Source organism: Rhodococcus coprophilus NBRC 100603 (genome assembly GCF_001895045.1).
Lineage (GTDB): Bacteria > Actinomycetota > Actinomycetes > Mycobacteriales > Mycobacteriaceae > Rhodococcus > Rhodococcus coprophilus.
In genome coordinates, this window is sequence record NZ_BDAM01000020.1 from 1 (window position 1) to 5,396 (window position 5,396).

The window sequence follows — 5,396 nt, forward strand, 5'->3', positions numbered from 1 at the left end:
GGTGTGTGCGTGTTCTTTGAGAACTCAACAGTGTGCCGATGAATGTCAGTGCCAATTATTTGGTGCGATCATCCGCTTTTGGTGGATGGTCAATTTTGCTGGTCATCACATTCTTCCGTCTGTGGTGATCGGTTTTTGCTAGTTTGAGTTTTGTATGCTAGTGATTTGGCTCTTTCAGTTTGACTGATTGGCCCTTCGGGGTTTGATCGAGAGTCTTCAACGGAGAGTTTGATCCTGGCTCAGGACGAACGCTGGCGGCGTGCTTAACACATGCAAGTCGAACGATGATGCCCAGCTTGCTGGGCGGATTAGTGGCGAACGGGTGAGTAACACGTGGGTGATCTGCCCTGCACTTCGGGATAAGCCTGGGAAACTGGGTCTAATACCGGATATGACCATGGGATGCATGTCCTGTGGTGGAAAGGTTTACTGGTGCAGGATGAGCCCGCGGCCTATCAGCTTGTTGGTGGGGTAATGGCCTACCAAGGCGACGACGGGTAGCCGGCCTGAGAGGGCGACCGGCCACACTGGGACTGAGACACGGCCCAGACTCCTACGGGAGGCAGCAGTGGGGAATATTGCACAATGGGCGAAAGCCTGATGCAGCGACGCCGCGTGAGGGATGACGGCCTTCGGGTTGTAAACCTCTTTCAGCAGGGACGAAGCGCAAGTGACTGTACCTGCAGAAGAAGCACCGGCTAACTACGTGCCAGCAGCCGCGGTAATACGTAGGGTGCGAGCGTTGTCCGGAATTACTGGGCGTAAAGAGTTCGTAGGCGGTTTGTCGCGTCGTGTGTGAAATCCCGCAGCTCAACTGCGGGCTTGCAGGCGATACGGGCAGACTTGAGTACTGCAGGGGAGACTGGAATTCCTGGTGTAGCGGTGAAATGCGCAGATATCAGGAGGAACACCGGTGGCGAAGGCGGGTCTCTGGGCAGTAACTGACGCTGAGGAACGAAAGCGTGGGTAGCGAACAGGATTAGATACCCTGGTAGTCCACGCCGTAAACGGTGGGCGCTAGGTGTGGGTTTCCTTCCACGGGATCCGTGCCGTAGCTAACGCATTAAGCGCCCCGCCTGGGGAGTACGGCCGCAAGGCTAAAACTCAAAGGAATTGACGGGGGCCCGCACAAGCGGCGGAGCATGTGGATTAATTCGATGCAACGCGAAGAACCTTACCTGGGTTTGACATATACCGGACGACTGCAGAGATGTGGTTTCCCTTGTGGTCGGTATACAGGTGGTGCATGGCTGTCGTCAGCTCGTGTCGTGAGATGTTGGGTTAAGTCCCGCAACGAGCGCAACCCTTGTCTTATGTTGCCAGCACGTAATGGTGGGGACTCGTAAGAGACTGCCGGGGTCAACTCGGAGGAAGGTGGGGACGACGTCAAGTCATCATGCCCCTTATGTCCAGGGCTTCACACATGCTACAATGGTCGGTACAGAGGGCTGCGATACCGTGAGGTGGAGCGAATCCCTTAAAGCCGGTCTCAGTTCGGATCGGGGTCTGCAACTCGACCCCGTGAAGTCGGAGTCGCTAGTAATCGCAGATCAGCAACGCTGCGGTGAATACGTTCCCGGGCCTTGTACACACCGCCCGTCACGTCATGAAAGTCGGTAACACCCGAAGCCGGTGGCCTAACCCCTTGTGGGAGGGAGCCGTCGAAGGTGGGATCGGCGATTGGGACGAAGTCGTAACAAGGTAGCCGTACCGGAAGGTGCGGCTGGATCACCTCCTTTCTAAGGAGCATCTGCCCACACCCCCTGAAATGTCGGGGTGCGTGTGTGGCCAGAGACCGTTTGTCCCCGTATGTGGGACACGGTTGCTCATGGGTGGAACGCTGACAGCTACTTCTCATCCGGTTTCTTCCTGAGTGGAGAGGCCGAGGGGTTATATCGGTGCACTGTTGGGTCCTGAGGGAACACGCGAGTGTTTTTTCAGCGACGATGATCTGCGAAACAAGAGGACTTGAGGTTTTCTTGCGGTAGGGGTTGTTGTGTGTTGTTTGAGAACTGCACAGTGGACGCGAGCATCTTTGTTAGTAAGTGTTTATGAGCGTACGGTGGATGTCTTGGCACCAGGAGCCGATGAAGGACGTGGGAGGCTGCGATATGCCTCGGGGAGCTGTCAACCGAGCTGTGATCCGAGGATTTCCGAATGGGGAAACCCAGCACGAGTGATGTCGTGTTACCCGCATCTGAATATATAGGGTGTGTGGAGGGAACGTGGGGAAGTGAAACATCTCAGTACCCACAGGAAGAGAAAACAACATGTGATTCCGTGAGTAGTGGCGAGCGAAAGCGGAAGAGGCTAAACCGTGTACATGTGATACCTGGCAGGGGTTGTGTATGCGGGGTTGTGGGGTTCATTGTGTCGGCGCTGCTGAGCCGGCCAACAGTAAGAAATCATCGTGTTAGTCGAAGTGGTCTGGAACGGCCTGTCGTAGAGGGTGAGAGTCCCGTAGACGAAAACATGGTGACTGTTGATGTGGATACCCAAGTAGCACCGGGCCCGTGAAATCTGGTGTGAATCTGTCGGGACCACCCGATAAGCCTGAATACTCCCTGGTGACCGATAGCGGACAAGTACCGTGAGGGAAAGATGAAAAGTACCCCGGGAGGGGAGTGAAATAGTACCTGAAACCGTGCGCTTACAATCCGTCAGAGCTGATGCAACCTTTGGTGGTTGGTTGGTGATGGCGTGCCTTTTGAAGAATGAGCCTGCGAGTTAGCGGCATGTCGCGAGGTTAACCCGTGTGGGGTAGCCGTAGCGAAAGCGAGTCCGAATAGGGCGTTGCAGTGGCATGTTCTAGACCCGAAGCGGAGTGATCTACCCATGGCCAGGGTGAAGCGACGGTAAGACGTCGTGGAGGCCCGAACCCACTTAGGTTGAAAACTGAGGGGATGAGTTGTGGGTAGGGGTGAAAGGCCAATCAAACTCCGTGATAGCTGGTTCTCCCCGAAATGCATTTAGGTGCAGCGTCGCGTGTTTCTCACCGGAGGTAGAGCTACTGGATGGTCTAGGGGGCCCACAAGCTTACCGAAATCAGCCAAACTCCGAATGCCGGTGAGTGAGAGCGCGGCAGTGAGACTGCGGGGGATAAGCTTCGTAGTCGAGAGGGAAACAGCCCAGATCGCCGGCTAAGGCCCCTAAGCGTGTACTAAGTGGAAAAGGATGTGGGATCGCTGAGACAACCAGGAGGTTGGCTTAGAAGCAGCCACCCTTGAAAGAGTGCGTAATAGCTCACTGGTCAAGTGGTTCTGCGCCGACAATGTAGCGGGGCTCAAGTACACCGCCGAAGCCGCGGCATTCACATAACACCCGCATGTTTCTATGGAAGTGTGTGCAGTGGTGTGGATGGGTAGGGGAGCGTCGTGTGGCCATGGAAGCATCGGGGTGACCTAGGTGTGGAGGCCACGCGAGTGAGAATGCAGGCATGAGTAGCGAAAGACGAGTGAGAAACTCGTCCGCCGAATGACCAAGGGTTCCTGGGCCAGGTTAATCCGCCCAGGGTGAGTCGGGACCTAAGGCGAGGCCGACAGGCGTAGTCGATGGACAACGGGTTGATATTCCCGTACCCGTGTGAACGCGCCCATGATGAATCATCGGTACTAACCGTCCAAAAGGTTCCTTTTTCCCTTCGGGGGATCTGGGATTGGCTGCACGGGATCTTCGGTGGTAGTAGTCAAGCGATGGGGTGACGCAGGAAGGTAGTGGGGCCAGTCAGTGGTAATACTGGTGTAAGCCTGTAGGGCGTGACATAGGCAAATCCGTGTCGCATATAGCCTGAGAGGTGATGCGTACCCGTTGAGGGGAATTCCATGATCCTATGCTGCCGAGAAAAGCCTCTAGCGAGCTTTCACATGGCCCGTACCCCAAACCGACACAGGTGGTCAGGTAGAGAATACTAAGGCGATCGAGATAACTGTGGTTAAGGAACTCGGCAAAATGCCCCCGTAACTTCGGGAGAAGGGGGACCATGTCCGGTGACGATCTTTGCGGTCTGAGCTGGGTGTGGTCGCAGAGACCAGAGAGAAGCGACTGTTTACTAAAAACACAGGTCCGTGCGAAGTCGTAAGACGATGTATACGGACTGACGCCTGCCCGGTGCTGGAAGGTTAAGAGGACCGGTTAGTCACTTCGGTGGCGAAGCTGAGAATTTAAGCCCCAGTAAACGGCGGTGGTAACTATAACCATCCTAAGGTAGCGAAATTCCTTGTCGGGTAAGTTCCGACCTGCACGAATGGCGTAACGACTTCTCTGCTGTCTCAACCACAGACTCGGCGAAATTGCATTACGAGTAAAGATGCTCGTTACGCGCGGCAGGACGAAAAGACCCCGGGACCTTCACTATAGCTTGGTATTGGTGTTCGGTTCGGTTTGTGTAGGATAGGTGGGAGACTGTGAAGCGGTGACGCCAGTTACTGTGGAGTCGTTGTTGAAATACCACTCTGATCGTATTGGATATCTAACCTCGGACCATGATCTGGTTCAGGGACAGTGCCTGGTGGGTAGTTTAACTGGGGCGGTTGCCTCCCAAAATGTAACGGAGGCGCCCAAAGGTTCCCTCAGCCTGGTTGGCAATCAGGTGTCGAGTGCAAGTGCACAAGGGAGCTTGACTGTGAGACTGACAGGTCGAGCAGGGACGAAAGTCGGGACTAGTGATCCGGCACCGGCATGTGGAAGCGGTGTCGCTCAACGGATAAAAGGTACCCCGGGGATAACAGGCTGATCTTCCCCAAGAGTCCATATCGACGGGATGGTTTGGCACCTCGATGTCGGCTCGTCGCATCCTGGGGCTGGAGTAGGTCCCAAGGGTTGGGCTGTTCGCCCATTAAAGCGGCACGCGAGCTGGGTTTAGAACGTCGTGAGACAGTTCGGTCTCTATCCGCCGCGCGCGTTAGAAACTTGAGGAAGGCTGTCCCTAGTACGAGAGGACCGGGACGGACGAACCTCTGGTGTGCCAGTTGTCCCGCCAGGGGCACTGCTGGTTGGCTACGTTCGGAAGGGATAACCGCTGAAAGCATCTAAGCGGGAAGCCTGTTCCAAGATGAGGTTTCTCACCCCCTCGAGGGGGTAAGGCCCCCGGCAGACCACCGGGTTGATAGGCCAGAACTGGAAGTGCGGTAACGCATGGAGGTGACTGGTACTAATAGGCCGAGGGCTTTCTAACGAAGGTGCTACGCGTCCACTGTGTGGTTTCTGAAACAGCACACTCATGCATTCCGGTTCCCTTGTGGGGTTGGGTGTGTGCGTGGTGGTTTCATAGAGTTACGGCGGTTATAGCGTGGGGGAAACGCCCGGTCCCATTCCGAACCCGGAAGCTAAGCCCCATTGCGCCGATGGTACTGCACTCGTCAGGGTGTGGGAGAGTAGGACACCGCCGAACACCCGTT

At 55.7% G+C, this 5,396-nt stretch carries 3 rRNA genes; all 3 read left to right on the forward strand.

Going from position 1 to position 5,396, the window contains the following annotated elements:
- Positions 1–216 precede the first annotated feature (216 nt).
- The 3 genes from RDCOP1_RS21050 (at position 217) to rrf (ending at position 5,389) form a co-directional block, all read left to right on the forward strand.
- Positions 217–1,739, forward strand: a 16S ribosomal RNA gene (locus RDCOP1_RS21050).
- Positions 1,740–2,039: 300 nt separating this feature from the next.
- Positions 2,040–5,173: ribosomal RNA gene (locus tag RDCOP1_RS21055) — 23S ribosomal RNA — on the forward strand.
- 99 nt (positions 5,174–5,272) lie between these two features.
- Positions 5,273–5,389: ribosomal RNA gene (rrf, locus tag RDCOP1_RS21060) — 5S ribosomal RNA — on the forward strand.
- Together the 16S, 23S and 5S rRNA genes form the textbook arrangement of a ribosomal RNA operon.
- Positions 5,390–5,396: the final 7 nt, after the last annotated feature.